The organism is Helicobacter sp. MIT 14-3879 (assembly GCF_003364125.1).
Genome location: NZ_NXLP01000034.1, coordinates 1 through 14,503, shown reverse-complemented (window position 1 = coordinate 14,503; position 14,503 = coordinate 1). Strand labels below are relative to the sequence as shown.

Genomic DNA, 14,503 nt, shown 5'->3' with positions numbered 1-14,503 from the left:
GAATTTAATAAATTTTGCTGGTTTAGCTCAGTTGGTAGAGCAGCTGCCTTGTAAGCAGCAGGCCGGGGGTTCAAGTCCCTTAACCAGCTCCATTAACATTAACTACTAAATTTAATGGTTTTTCAAGTTTTTGAAATAACTAGTTTTAGGATTGATTATTTTCAGTGTTTGACCAGTCTTTGATATTAGGGTGAGTTACTCAAGTGGCCAACGAGGGTAGACTGTAAATCTGCTGTCCATGACTTCCGTGGTTCGAATCCACGACTCACCACCACTATCAGATTCTAAAAATCATTTTGCGGGAATAGCTCAGTTGGCTAGAGCATCAGCCTTCCAAGCTGAGGGTCGCGGGTTCGAGCCCCGTTTCCCGCTCCAAATCATTTGAATAAACGCCATAGAGTAACTGGGAGCTGATTAAATTAAGATTACTTCATAATTTATCACTGCATAGGAATATTCTTGGGCATTCATTTCAAATCTGCGCCCATATAGCTCAGCGGCAGAGCACTTCCTTGGTAAGGAAGAGGTCGGCGGTTCAATCCCGCTTATGGGCTCCAGTTTTTTGTTTGAATTATTAAGATTCAGTTTGTTAATTTTATTTAGGAGACAGTTATGGCTAAAGAGAAATTTAATAGAAATAAGCCCCATGTGAATGTGGGGACAATAGGGCATGTCGATCATGGCAAAACAACTTTGAGTGCCGCTATTTCGGCTGTTTTAGCTACAAAAGGTCTAGCAGAACTTAAAGATTATGATAATATAGATAATGCCCCAGAGGAAAAGGAGCGGGGTATTACTATTGCAACTTCTCATATTGAATATGAGACAGAGAACAGACATTATGCGCATGTAGATTGCCCCGGACATGCAGACTATGTAAAAAATATGATTACTGGTGCAGCACAAATGGATGGTGCAATTTTGGTTGTGTCAGCATCTGATGGTCCTATGCCACAAACAAGAGAGCATATTTTGCTTTCAAGGCAGGTTGGTGTGCCGTATATTGTTGTATTTTTAAATAAACAAGATATGCTTGATGACCCAGAACTATTAGAATTAGTAGAAATGGAAGTACGCGATTTATTGAGCGAATACGAGTTTCCCGGAGATGATACTCCTATTATCGGTGGTTCTGCTCTTAAGGCTCTTGAAGAAGCTAAAGCAGGTAATGTAGGTGAATGGGGAGAAAAAATCCTACAACTTATGGAAGCAGTTGATAATTACATTCCTACTCCCAAAAGAGATATAGAAAAAACTTTTCTTATGCCGGTAGAGGATGTTTTTTCCATTGCTGGTCGTGGAACAGTTGTAACAGGAAGAATTGAAAGAGGTGTTGTCAAGGTAGGCGATGAGGTAGAGATAGTTGGAATCCGGGATACACAAAAGACGACTGTTACAGGCGTAGAGATGTTTCGCAAAGAAATGGAACAGGGCGAAGCAGGAGATAATGTCGGTGTGCTTTTGAGGGGAACTAAAAAAGAAGAGGTAGAAAGAGGTATGGTGCTTTGTAAACCGGGTTCTATTACTCCTCATAAAAAATTTGAAGCCGAAATTTATGTGCTTAAGAAAGAGGAAGGAGGGAGACATACCCCCTTTCACAATAATTATCGCCCACAATTCTATGTAAGAACAACAGATGTTACGGGTACAATTCATTTGCCAGAAGGGACTGACTTAGTTATGCCGGGTGATAATCTTAAAATTACCGTTGAGTTATTGAATCCTATTGCTTTAGAGCTTGGGACAAGATTTGCTATTCGCGAAGGTGGCAAAACTGTAGGTGCAGGCGCAGTAACCAATATTATTGAATAATGCTATGAGGTTTAAAAATGGCAAAAGGTAATGTAGTAAAAATTGGACTAAAGTGTTCAGAATCTGGTGATATTAATTATAGCACCACAAAAAATGCAAAAACAAACACAGAAAAACTGGAGCTAAAAAAATTCTGCCCAAGATTAAATAAACATACTATACATAAAGAAGTAAAGTTAAAAACTAGCTGATTTATGTTTGTGTTTTATGATTACTGTGGAATTAGCAATGATTCTGCAGGATTGGATAATAGAATTGATTAAGGGAAGGTCAGTAGCTCCAATGGTTAGAGCATCGGTCTCCAAAACCGAGTGTTGAGGGTTCGAATCCTTCCTGACCTGCCATGAAATTTATATTGTTATATTTTGGTCTATTTGAGATATTAAATAATTCTCAAGGTTTATGAAATGAAATTTATGAAATATTATAGAGATGCCAAAGAAGAATTAAGTAAGGTTATTTTTCCAACAAAGGAACAGATACGCAATGCTTATATTTCTGTGATTGTTGTTGTGACAGTGATTACCTTATTTTTAGCATTAGTGGATGTTATTTTACGTTTTCTAGTAACTAATCTAATATCTTAGAATTTAAGGAAAGTTATGGAATTTGAATGGTATGCAATACAGACTTATTCTGGGAGTGAGCAATCTGTTAAAAAAGCCATTGAGAATCTTATTGAGCAAAATAATGCCAAACATCGTTTAAAAGCCATTATTGTTCCAACGGAAGATATTTTTGAAATCAAAGATAAAAAAAAGAAGACTGTTCAAAAGAGTATTTACCCCGGGTATGTATTTGTACATATTAATTTGGATACAGAATTGTGGCATTTAATACAGTCTTTACCTCGTGTAGGAAGATTTATTGGAGAAAGTAAAAAACCTACTCCTTTGAATGATGATGATATTAACAATATTCTGGATAAGGTTCAAAATAGACCTGCTCCTAGACCAAAGGTTTCTTTTACAGCTGGCGAGGTTGTTCGTATCACGGAGGGTCCTTTTGCTAATTTTACGGGTATTGTCGAAAGTTATGATATGCAAAATAAAAAACTCACGCTCAATGTTTCTATTTTTGGACGCAATACTCCTATAGAAATTAATGATGTTCAAGTGGAAAAAGATTTTAGTTAAAGAGAGTCTTTGATTCTATAATGCAAGGGCATGGCTATGTTTTTTATGACTATCAAGGTATATAATTTGAGAGACAGAAATCTTCAGTCTTGAAAGAATAAAATTTTAATATTTTTTTTTTAATTTATTTTTAAGGATTAAGGTATGGCGAAAAAAATCGTAGGTGAGTTAAAGCTACAGATTCCAGCAGGTAAGGCAAATCCTTCTCCTCCTGTTGGTCCTGCTCTTGGGCAAAGAGGTGTAAATATTATGGAATTTTGTAAAGCTTTTAATGAGAAAACGAAAGATATGGGTAATTTTAATATACCTGTTATTATTACAGTGTATCAAGATAAAAGCTTTACTTTTATTACAAAAAAACCGCCTGTTACAGATTTAATTAAAGCGAGTGCTAAGATTGGTAAGGGTTCTGATAATCCATTGAAAAATAAAGTTGCTAGACTAACACAAGCCCAATTAGAAGAGATTGCTAAAACTAAATTAGAAGACCTCAATACTTCTGATATTGAGGAAGCTAAACGAATAGTTGCAGGAAGTGCTAGAAGTATGGGTGTTGAAATAGTAGATTAAATTCGGAGAATATCAATGAAAAAAAACAAACTCTCAAAAAGATTGCAAGCCTTATCTCAAAAAGTTGACTGTAATAAGATTTATGATATGGAATCTGCTGTGAATACTGTGAAATCTTTAGCTTCTGCTAAATTTGATGAAACCGTTGAAGTGGCTCTGAGATTAGGTGTAGATCCAAGACATGCTGACCAAATGATTCGTGGAGCAGTTGTGTTGCCTCATGGAACGGGTAAAAAAATACGTGTAGCTGTTTTTGCTAAAGATTTAAAGGCAGATGAAGCACGTAAAGCAGGGGCAGATGTTGTAGGAGATGAGGATTTGGTTGAGCAAATCAAAAATGGCAATGTTGATTTTGATATAGTTATTGCTACGCCAGATATGATGCCTCTTGTAGGAAAGGTTGGTAGAATATTAGGACCAAAAGGCATAATGCCTAACCCAAAAACAGGCACGGTTACTCCAGATGTAGCAAAAGCGGTTAGTAATGCAAAGAGCGGACAAGTTAATTTTCGTGTAGATAAAAAAGGTAATATTCATAGTCCTATTGGAAAGGCAAGCTTCACAGAAGATAAGCTTCTTGATAACCTTATACAATTTGTTAAAACAATTAACCGTTTAAAACCTAGCACTGCTAAAGGTAAATATATCCGTTCAAGCAATCTTTCTTTGACAATGAGTCCCTCTGTCAAATTAGATTCCCAAGAACTTATGGAAGTTAAGTAAATTGTAGGTTAAATTTTCCAATAGAGAGTTTGTTATTCTCTTCGTTATACTAAGATGGGGGACAATTACCAATAATTTGTGTTTATGAGGCTTATATAACACAAGAATGAATATTAAGACAGCTTAGGAGTAAAGAAGCGTAATGATTGAGAACAGAGCAATAATAAGCTGTGAGTATCTCCGCTACATGTATTGTCTGGATTTTCATTTGGTTTTAATGTATTTGTTTTGCATTCTTATGATAATAAGATTTATAGATTTGGTGATATGCAAAATAAAATCACATTAAAAATCTATTTGCTTAGTTTATTTTTGCAATTTTATAATTATTTATAAGAATATATTTTATCTTGGGACTGAAGACTACTGGGGCGTTAGCTTAAAAATTACCCCGTATTAGGTTAGATGTCTGAAAGGAGGAAACATGACACGACAAGACAAAAAAAACTTAGTAGCGCGTTTAACGGAAAGCTTTAAGAGTGCAAATGCTATGATTGTTTGTGATTATAAGGGTTTGAATGTCAAGCAGTTAGAGTCTTTACGAAGAGATTCTAAAAACGCAGGCATTCAAGTGCGAGTCATCAAGAATAAACTTGCTAGCATTGCTTTAAAAGAAGCAGGTTATTTGCCATCAGAATTGAAAGATACTAATATTTATATTTGGTCTAATGACCAAATATCTCTTGCAAAAGTAGTTTGTAAATTTCAAGAAGCAAATAGCGAATGTTGCAGTGTGAAATTTGGCTATTTTGACGGTGAGATTGTAGATTCAAAACATATTGAATCTGTATCCAAACTACCAAGTAAAGAAGAACTTATTGGTATGTTGCTGTCAGTTTGGACTGCACCAGCAAGATATTTTGTTACGGGATTAGACAATTTAAAAAAACATAAAGAAGAACTAGGAGCTTAAATATGGCGATTTCAAAAGAAGAAGTATTAGAATATATTGGTAATTTATCAGTTTTAGAATTATCTGAACTTGTAAAAGCCTTTGAAGAAAAGTTTGGCGTGAGTGCTGCCCCAACAGTTGTAGCAGGTGCAGCAGCAGCAAGTGGTGCAGCAGCAGTTGAAGAAAAAACAGAATTTGATGTTGTTCTTGTTGAAACAGGTGCAAATAAAATTAATGTTATCAAAGCTGTGCGTGAAATTACAGGCTTAGGCTTAAAAGAAGCAAAGGATGCTGCAGAAAAAACACCCAATACCCTCAAAGAGGCAGTGAGCAAAGAAGATGCAGAAAACTTTAAGAAAAAACTTGAAGATGCAGGTGCAAAAGTAGAAATAAAATAAGCATTTTTCGCTTTGTAGCCGTATCATGCCAGCATTAAGCACAGACAAATTCGCTTATTGCTTGCTTGATAAGACGGCTTTTTATTATCTACAAATATTCTCTATGTCTTAGTAATTGTTAGGACATATAGAGTCTTTGGTTTTTTAATATTGAGTAAAGGTTGTAATCATGGGCAAAAGATTGACAAATACTAGATTAAGGGCAGATTTTTCTAAGAATCAGAAGGAATTGGAAGTTCCTAATTTATTAATGTTGCAAAAAGCAAGTCATGATTCATTTTTGTATTCTAATAACGGCAAGGAAAGTGGTATAGAGAAAGTTCTAAAGTCCATATTTCCTATTCAAGATTCTGCAGGAAGAGTTACCTTAGAATATGTAGGTTGTGAGTTTGGCAAACAGAAATATACTATTCCTGAAACAATGATAAGAGGGCTTACTTATTCTATTCCCCTTAAGATTAAAATTCGCTTGATTCTATGGGATAAAGATGAAAAAGGTGAGCAAATTGGAGTAAAAGACATTAAAGAGCAAACCATCTATGTTCGCGAGATTCCATTGATGACTGACCGTGTTTCTTTTATTATTAACGGCGTAGAGAGAGTGGTTGTCAATCAGCTACATAGGAGTCCGGGCGTTATCTTTAAAGAAGAAGAATCTAATACTTCGGCAAATAAGCTTATTTATACAGGACAGATTATTCCCAATATGGGTGCATGGCTTTATTTTGAATATGATGCAAAAGATATTATGTATGTGAGGATTAATAAACGTCGAAAGATGCCTGTTACCATTCTCTTTAGAGCATTAGGATACAGTAAGCAGCAAATTATTCAAATGTTTTATCCCATTCTTAATGTTAGCATTAAGGATAATAAGTTTTTTATTCCTTTTGATCCTAGCACCTTAGAGGGTAGTCTCGAATATGACTTAAAGAATGACAAAGGGGAGGTCATTTTACCCTCAGGAAAAAGATTTAATAATAAGCGTATAGGGGATTTAAAAGAGAAAGGCATTAAATATGACAAAATAGAATATCCCATGCAGAATCTTACAGTCTCTTATCTTGCAGAACCTTTATATCATCCAGATACAAATGAGATTGTGCTAGATTCTCTTACGCTATTAAATGAAGCAAACCTTAAGAAAATTTGCGACCTAAGAATTAAAGAATTTAAAGTCATTAACGACACAGCCTCTGGCTATGATAATTCTATCATCAACTCTTTTCTTGCGGATATAGAGAGTCTCAAGATTATTCGACAAACTGAAAAAATAGATAACGAAAATGATTTAGCTGCAATCAGAATCTATAAGGTTATGCGTCCAGCTGAACCTGTAACCAAAGAAGTAGCAAAAAAATTCATTGAGCAATTATTTTTTGATCCATCTCGTTATGATCTCACAGGAGTTGGACGCATGAAGATGAATCATAAACTTAATCTGAGTGTTCCAGACTATATTACTGTGCTAACTTACAATGATATTATTGAGACTGTTAAATATCTTATGCAAGTGCGTAACGGTAAGGGGAGAATCGATGATAGAGACCATTTAGGAAATAGAAGAATTCGTGCTATAGGAGAATTATTGGCTAACGAGTTGCATACAGGGCTTGTCAAAATGCAAAAGTCTATTAAAGATAAGCTTACACAGCAAACTTCATTTGAAAATATCATGCCACATGATTTAATAAGCTCTAAAATGATTACTAGCACAATTATGGAATTCTTTGCTAGTGGGCAACTTTCGCAGTTTATGGACCAAACTAATCCGTTATCAGAGATTACACACAAGAGGAGGTTATCGGCACTTGGTGAGGGAGGTTTAGTCAAAGAGAGAGTAGGGTTTGAGGCAAGAGATGTTCATCCGACTCATTACGGCAGAATCTGTCCTATTGAGACACCAGAGGGACAAAATATCGGATTAATCAACACGCTTTCAACTTATACACGCGTCAATGATTTGGGTTTTATTGAGTCTCCGTATAAAAGAGTTGTAGATGGCAAAGTAACTGATGAAATTGTATATCTTACAGCCACACAAGAAGATGGCAAGATTATTGCGCCTGCTAATACATTTATAGGTTCCAAGGGTAAGATTATCGATGGATTAATAGAAACTCGATGTGGAGGTGAAATTTCTTTACGCAAAGCAGAAGAAGTTGATCTTATTGATTTAAGTCCTAGAATGCTAGTTGGTGTTGCTGCTTCACTTATTCCGTTTTTAGAGCATGACGATGCAAACCGTGCGCTTATGGGTTCAAATATGCAACGGCAAGCAGTTCCTCTTTTAAAACCGGATGCGCCAATTGTTGGTACGGGTATTGAAGGGGTGATAGCCAGAGATTCTTGGGAAGCAATTAAAGCCAAACAATCGGGTACTATAGAAAAAGTTGACGGTAGAAATATCTATATTTTGGGCGAAAACGAAAATGGTGCTTATATTGATAGCTATTCAATGCAAAAAAACATGCGGACTAACCAAAATACGAGTTTTACGCAACGTCCTATTGTAAAAGTTGGCGACAAGATTAAGGCTGGACAAATCATTGCTGATGGTCCGAGTATGGATAACGGTGAATTAGCTTTAGGTAAAAATATTCGTGTGGCTTTTATGCCATGGAATGGCTATAACTTTGAAGATGCCATTGTAGTGAGTGAGAAGCTTATAAGAGACGATGCCTTTACTTCGATTCATATTTATGAAAAAGAGATTGAGGCAAGAGAGCTAAAACATGGTGTGGAGGAAATTACTACGGATATTCCTAATACAAGGGAAGAAGATTTGTTGCACCTTGATGAAAGCGGGATTGTTAAAATCGGGACTTATGTAACAGGTGGCATGATTCTAGTAGGAAAGGTAACACCAAAAGGCGATGTTAAGCCCACTCCAGAAGAGAGATTATTGCGTGCTATTTTTGGAGAAAAAGCAGGGCATGTTGTTAATAAGTCTCTCTATTGTCCTCAAAGTATGGAGGGATATGTTGTTGATGTGAAAATCTTTACAAAAAAAGGTTATGAAAAGGATTCTCGTGCAAGAAGAGCTTATGAAGAAGAGAAATCAAGTCTTGATATAGAGCACCATGAGCAACTTACTATGCTTAATAAAGAAGAGATGCTTAGAATCTCTTTCATGCTATCCAAAGAACCTTTGAATGCAGAAGCAAAGATTAATGATAAAAAGTTTAAGAAAGGCGACCTCATTCCTAGAGAGGAGCTTGAGGATATTAATCGCTTTGCACTTAATACACTCATTAAAAGCTATTCAAAAGCTATTCAAGATAGATATGAACTCATTAAAAACAATTTCTTAGAGCAAAAGAGAGTTTTGGGTGTGGAGCACGAAGAAAAACTCTCTATTTTGGAAAAAGATGATATTTTGCCAAACGGTGTAGTGAAGCTTGTAAAAATCTATATTGCCACTAAAAGAAAGTTAAAAGTTGGCGATAAAATGGCAGGAAGACACGGCAACAAAGGGATTGTCAGTAATATTGTGCCAGCAGTAGATATGCCTTATACCGAAGATGGTGAGCCTGTCGATATTGTGCTTAATCCTTTGGGTGTGCCAAGCCGTATGAATATTGGACAGATTCTTGAAGTACATTTAGGGCTAGTTGGGAAACGTTTTGGCGAACAGATTGAACAGCAATTAAAAGATTCTGCCTACCAATTTAGTGAGAATCTTAAGACTAAACTCATAGAAATTGCCCAAGCGGTTAATGAGGAACAAGAAATAATTGATATATTAAATCAAGCGAGCCAAGAAGAGATTCTAGCGTATGCTAAGGACTGGAGTAATGGTGTAAAATTTGCTATTCCTGTATTTGAGGGGATTTCACAGGAAAAGTTCAGCAAACTCTTTGAAATGGCAAAAATTGATACGGACGGTAAAACTATTCTTTATGATGGTAAAACGGGTGAAAAAATTAAAGAACGTGTTAATGTTGGTTATATGTATATGCTAAAACTTCATCATTTGGTCGATGAAAAAGTGCATGCAAGAAGCACAGGACCCTATTCTTTGGTTACGCAACAACCTGTGGGAGGCAAAGCATTATTTGGTGGTCAGCGATTTGGTGAAATGGAGGTTTGGGCATTAGAAGCTTATGGTGCAGCACATACCCTTAAGGAAATGCTTACCATTAAGTCAGATGATGTTAATGGCAGAAAGGAGGCTTATGAAGCTATTACTAAGGGTTTTCCTGTTGGAGATTCTGCTATTCCAGAAACTTTTTATGTCCTCACAAAAGAATTGCAGTCTTTAGCTCTTGATGTTAATGTGTATGGCGATGAAATTGATGAAAATGGGACAAGCAAACCTTTGATTGTGAGTGAAAATGAAAAAGAAAGACCCAAAGATTTCAGCGCATTTCAACTTGTTTTGGCTAGTCCAGAGAAGATTCGTTCATGGAGTAGAGGTGAAGTAAAAAAGCCAGAGACAATAAACTACCGCACTCTTAAGCCTGAAAGAGATGGATTATTTTGCACTAAGATATTTGGACCTGTACGTGATTATGAATGTCAATGCGGCAAGTATAAAAAGGGACGCTATAAAGATATAGTGTGCGAAAAATGTGGTGTCGAGGTAACCACAGCAAAAGTTCGCCGCTCGAGAATGGGACACATTGAGCTTGTAACCCCTGTCGCACATATTTGGTATGTGAGTTCTCTGCCCAGTCGTATTGGAACTTTAATTGGGGTAAAGATGAAAGACCTAGAGAGAGTTTTATACTATGAAGCATATATTGTAAAAAATGCGGGTGAAGCTTTTTATGACAATGAATCAACTAAAAGGGTTATGAAATATGATGTTCTCAATGAAGAACAGTTTAAGAATATTAATGGACGTTTTGAACACACAGGTTTTGAAGCACAAATGGGTGGTGAGGCGGTTAAAGAACTTTTAGAAGAATTAGATTTGGTTGCTTTACTACATTCTTTGAAAGCTGATATTGCGGCTACTAGCTCTGAAGCGAAGAAGAAATCTTTTGTTAAGCGATTAAAGGTTGTAGAAAGCTTCCTTAATTCAGGCAATCGCCCTGAATGGATGATGCTTAGTGTATTGCCCGTATTGCCACCGGATTTACGTCCTCTTGTTGCTCTTGACGGTGGAAAATTTGCAGTTAGCGATGTTAATGATTTGTATCGACGTGTTATTAACCGTAATCAAAGATTAAAGAGGCTAATTGAATTAGATGCACCAGAAATTATTGTACGCAACGAGAAAAGAATGCTACAAGAATCTGTAGATGCTTTGTTTGATAACGGCAGAAATTCCAATGCAGTTAAGGGAGCTAACAAACGACCGCTTAAATCTCTTTCTGAAATTATTAAAGGAAAACAAGGGAGATTTCGACAAAATTTACTTGGAAAACGTGTAGATTTTTCAGGAAGAAGTGTTATTGTTGTGGGACCAAATTTGCGAATGGATCAATGTGGATTGCCCAAAAACATGGCTATTGAACTCTTTAAACCGCACTTGTTAGCTAAGCTTGAAGAAAAAGGATATGCAAAACATATCAAGCAAGCCAAAAAAATGATAGACCAAAAATCAAATGAGGTTTGGGAATGTTTGCAAGAAATTATTGAGGGTTATCCCGTTATGCTTAATCGTGCGCCTACTTTACATAAGCAATCAATCCAAGCCTTTCATCCAAAACTTATTGATGGAAAAGCTATTCAGTTGCACCCTCTTGTTTGTTCGGCATTTAATGCCGATTTTGATGGCGATCAAATGGCGGTACATGTCCCCTTATCTAAGGAGGCAATTGCAGAGTGCAAGATTCTTATGCTTAGCTCCATGAATATTTTATTGCCTGCAAGCGGTAAGCCCGTGGTAGTACCCAGTCAGGATATGGTTTTAGGACTTTATTATTTAAGTCTTGAAAAGCCAGATTCTAAAGGTGAGCATAAATTATTTTCTAATTTTAATGAGATAGCTATGGCACTTGAATTTGGAGGGCTTGATATTAATAGTGCGATTCGCGTTGTGATTGATAGACATGTATTGACAACTACTGCAGGCAGAATGGTGATTAAGTCAATATTGCCAGATTTTGTTTTACCGCATTTATGGAATCGTGTTTTGAAAAAGAAGGATATTTCTAATCTTATTGACTGTGTTTATAAAGAAGGCGGTGTAGGACTGACTGCGACTTTTCTTGATAATCTAAAAGATTTGGGTTTTAAATATGCAACAAAAGCGGGCATTTCTATTTCTGCTGCAGATATTATCATTCCAGAATCTAAACAAAAAATGATTGAAGATTCTAAAGAAAAAGTGCGACAAATTCAAATTCAAGCTGAACAAGGCGTGCTTACTACACAAGAAAGGTATAACAAAATCATTGATATTTGGACGGAAACAAATGATAAAATGGCAAAGGAAATGATGAAAATCATAGAGCAAGATAAAGGAGGCTTTAATCCTATCTATATGATGGCAGATTCTGGTGCTAGAGGAAGTGCTACACAAATTAGGCAACTTTCAGCAATGCGTGGGCTTATGGCAAAACCAGATGGAAGTATTATTGAAGCACCAATTATTTCAAACTTTAAAGAAGGTTTGAATGTTTTGGAATATTTTACTTCTACGCATGGAGCTAGGAAGGGTTTGGCAGATACAGCACTGAAAACCGCAAATGCAGGTTACTTGACAAGAAAGCTCATTGATGTGAGTCAAAATGTAAAAATTACGATGGAGGATTGCGGTACGCACGAAGGTGTGGAAATTACGGATATTGCAGTTGGCAATGAAATGATAGAACCCTTGCAAGAGAGGATTGTTGGACGCGTAACGGCTACAGAAGTGTATGACCCCATTACACGAGAGGTATTAGTGCATGAAAGCAAACTTATCAATGAAGAGATTGCTAGGCAAATTACTAATGCAGGTGTTCGTTCCGTGAATATCCGTACTTCTACGACATGTAAGGCATTAAAGGGTATTTGCGCAAAGTGTTATGGATTAAATCTTGGAGAGGGTAAGATGAGTGTTTCTGGCGATGCAGTAGGCGTTATTGCAGCACAGTCTATTGGTGAGCCCGGAACACAGCTTACTTTAAGAACATTCCATGTTGGAGGAACTGCTAGCAGGAGTCAGGAAGAAAACCAAGTCATTGCAGAGAAAGAAGGTTTTATCCGCTATTATAATATTGAACCTTATATTAACAGAGAAGGAAAGACCATTATTTCTAATAGGAGAAACGCGTCTATTTTACTGGTTGAACCAAAGATTAAGGCACCTTTTGATGGGGTATTACAGATAGAAAATGCCCATGATAGAGTGATTTTGATTCTTACTGGGAATGGACAAGAGAAGAAATATGAACTCAATAAAAGTGATATAGCTACTCCAAGAGAATTAGCTGGTGTTATTGGAAAGATAGAGGGTAAAATTTATATTCCACATGACACAGGATATAAGGTTAAAAAAGGTGGCAGCATTGCCGATGCAATTAAAGATGGCTGGAATGTTCCTAATAGAATCCCCTATGCTAGCCAACTACATATTAATGATAATGAACCTGTTCCTCAAGATATTTATGCTAAGGCTGACGGTATTGTAAAATATTACCGTTTATATTCTGACCAATTCGAACGTTTTAGAGATGTTACACAGGGTATGATTGTGAATGAAAAAGGATTATTTGCTGTTATTGCAGATTCTGATGATAGAGAAGCTTGTAGGCATTATATCGCTAGAGGTTCTAAAATCGAAGTTAAAGATAATGAGCATGTCAGTAAAGTAACTAAATTGGCAAGTAAAAATAGCGATAAGGATTCCCTTATCGCTTCATGGGACGCCTATAATACCTTAGTCATTTCTGATATTGCTGGCGTAGTAAAGTATCGAGATATTATAGCAGGCACAACAGTAATTGAAAAAGAAGATGAAAAAACACATATTAAATCTTTAACTGTGCAAGAATATATTCCACAGGGTTATAAGCCAGCTATTATTGTAATAGATTCAGAAGGTAAAGAACAGACCTATAATTTAGAGCCAAAAAGCGTGCTTTTGATTAATGATGGAGCAAATGTACAACTTGCTGATATTCTTGCAAAAGTTCCTAAAGCTACCATTAAATCAAAAGACATTACAGGTGGGTTACCTCGCGTCTCTGAACTTTTTGAGGCAAGAAAACCAAAAGACATAGCAGTATTGGCTGAAATTGATGGTTATGTGAGTTTTGGTAAAGCTATTCGAGGTAAAGAAAAAATTATTGTTACTGCAGATGATGGCAGACAAACCGAATATTTAGTTGATAAATCTAAGCAGATTCTGGTTCGTGAAGGTGAATTTGTGCATGCAGGAGAAATGTTGAGCGACGGTATCATGAGTAGTCATGATATTTTGAGAATCAATGGTGAAAAAGAATTGCATAAATACATTGTAAGTGAGGTACAACAAGTGTATCGCCGACAAGGAGTAAGTATCGCTGATAAACATATTGAGATTATTATCTCTCAAATGCTAAGACAAGTAAGAATCTTAGATAGTGGAGATACAAAGTTTATCGAGGGAGATTTGGTGAGTCGAAGATACTTTAGAGAAGAAAATGAGAAAATGTTACGACAAGGAGGTAGTCCAGCTATTGCAGAACCCGTGTTGCTTGGCATCACGAGGGCTGCTATCAGTAGTGATTCTATTATTTCTGCAGCGTCTTTTCAGGAAACTACCAAGGTCTTGACAGAAGCAAGTATTTCAGCGAAAAAAGATTTTTTGGAGGATTTGAAAGAAAATGTTGTTTTAGGTCGCATGATTCCAGTTGGGACGGGTTTATATAGGAATAAAAAAGTATTGATTAAGCACAATAAAGAAGAACTGTAAGTTTAATCTAAATTTTTTTTCAGTATAATAGCAATTTCTAAAAATTTTAATTAAGGATGTGTATGTGCCAACAATTAATCAGTTGATTCGCAAGGAAAGAAAAAAAGTTATTAAAAAAACTAAGTCTCCTGCATTGGTG

Annotated in this window: 9 protein-coding genes, 5 tRNA genes and 1 pseudogene; all 15 read left to right on the top strand. The window is 36.2% G+C overall.

What is annotated here, in order from left to right; genetic code table 11:
- The first annotated feature begins 16 nt into the window (after positions 1-16).
- Positions 17-92, top strand: a tRNA-Thr gene (locus CQA44_RS09650).
- 97 nt (positions 93-189) lie between these two features.
- Positions 190-274: transfer RNA gene (locus CQA44_RS09645), tRNA-Tyr, on the top strand.
- A gap of 24 nt (positions 275-298) precedes the next feature.
- Positions 299-375, top strand: a tRNA-Gly gene (locus tag CQA44_RS09640).
- Between the two features lie 107 nt (positions 376-482).
- Positions 483-557 (top strand) — tRNA-Thr (locus CQA44_RS09635).
- Positions 558-612: 55 nt separating this feature from the next.
- The gene (gene tuf, locus CQA44_RS09630; protein WP_115547036.1) at positions 613-1,812 is read left to right on the top strand and encodes an elongation factor Tu; all 1,200 of its coding nucleotides are present in this window, start codon (positions 613-615) and stop codon (positions 1,810-1,812) included.
- Positions 1,813-1,829: 17 nt separating this feature from the next.
- On the top strand, positions 1,830-2,003 hold the full coding sequence (gene rpmG, locus CQA44_RS09625) for a 50S ribosomal protein L33 (RefSeq protein ID WP_115547035.1): 174 nt from the start codon (positions 1,830-1,832) through the stop codon (positions 2,001-2,003).
- Between the two features lie 76 nt (positions 2,004-2,079).
- Positions 2,080-2,156, top strand: a tRNA-Trp gene (locus tag CQA44_RS09620).
- Positions 2,157-2,219: 63 nt separating this feature from the next.
- Complete coding sequence (secE, locus tag CQA44_RS09615; protein ID WP_115547034.1) at positions 2,220-2,399, top strand: preprotein translocase subunit SecE; 180 nt, start codon at positions 2,220-2,222, stop codon at positions 2,397-2,399.
- Positions 2,400-2,414: 15 nt separating this feature from the next.
- Complete coding sequence (nusG, locus tag CQA44_RS09610) at positions 2,415-2,948, top strand: transcription termination/antitermination protein NusG (protein ID WP_115547033.1); 534 nt, start codon at positions 2,415-2,417, stop codon at positions 2,946-2,948.
- Between the two features lie 144 nt (positions 2,949-3,092).
- Positions 3,093-3,518, top strand: coding sequence for a 50S ribosomal protein L11 (gene rplK, locus CQA44_RS09605; RefSeq protein ID WP_115547032.1), 426 nt, complete (start codon positions 3,093-3,095; stop codon positions 3,516-3,518).
- A 15-nt stretch (positions 3,519-3,533) separates the two neighbouring features.
- Positions 3,534-4,241 carry a 50S ribosomal protein L1 gene (rplA, locus tag CQA44_RS09600; protein WP_115547031.1) on the top strand — a complete coding sequence of 236 codons (708 nt, stop codon included), beginning with the start codon at positions 3,534-3,536 and terminating at the stop codon, positions 4,239-4,241.
- A gap of 424 nt (positions 4,242-4,665) precedes the next feature.
- A complete protein-coding gene (rplJ, locus tag CQA44_RS09595; protein ID WP_115547030.1) occupies positions 4,666-5,154 on the top strand; it encodes a 50S ribosomal protein L10 in 489 nt (162 codons plus the stop codon).
- Positions 5,155-5,156: 2 nt separating this feature from the next.
- Positions 5,157-5,531 (top strand): 50S ribosomal protein L7/L12, encoded by a 375-nt coding sequence (gene rplL, locus CQA44_RS09590; RefSeq protein ID WP_115547029.1) that lies wholly within the window; start codon positions 5,157-5,159, stop codon positions 5,529-5,531.
- Between the two features lie 169 nt (positions 5,532-5,700).
- The gene (locus CQA44_RS09585) at positions 5,701-14,364 is read left to right on the top strand and encodes a DNA-directed RNA polymerase subunit beta/beta' (protein WP_115547028.1); all 8,664 of its coding nucleotides are present in this window, start codon (positions 5,701-5,703) and stop codon (positions 14,362-14,364) included.
- A 64-nt stretch (positions 14,365-14,428) separates the two neighbouring features.
- A pseudogene (gene rpsL, locus CQA44_RS09580) lies at positions 14,429-14,503 on the top strand (30S ribosomal protein S12); the annotation flags it as partial.